Origin of the sequence: Bacteroides caecigallinarum, assembly GCF_016901995.1 — a bacterium.
GTDB classification, from domain to species: Bacteria; Bacteroidota; Bacteroidia; order Bacteroidales; family Bacteroidaceae; genus Phocaeicola; species Phocaeicola cellulolyticus.
This window is the reverse complement of record NZ_JACJLE010000212.1, coordinates 1-239: the sequence shown is the minus strand read 5'-3', so window position 1 is coordinate 239 and position 239 is coordinate 1. Positions and strand designations below refer to the sequence as shown.

Annotated in this window: 1 pseudogene; it reads right to left on the bottom strand. The window is 47.7% G+C overall.

Annotated features, from left to right (window positions below):
- Positions 1–239, bottom strand: a pseudogene (locus tag H6A61_RS16375) (PD-(D/E)XK nuclease family transposase); the annotation flags it as partial.

Below are 239 nucleotides of genomic sequence, written 5' to 3'. Positions count from 1 at the left end.
ACTGTCCGACAGCCTTCTTTATCTCCGGAACGGACATCAGGTCCTGAGGCACATTATAAGTCGTTTCACCTATTTCGGTCAGATAGCGGAGCCAGAGAACATGCATCTTCTTCTCACTGAAAGTCTGAGGCTTGAACTTCGGAAGCTCAACAAACACAAAGCGCAATCCCTCTATCACCTTCTCGCTATGCTCCATGTGCACTATCCTGTAATCATGATAATACCCCTCAACTTCCGGC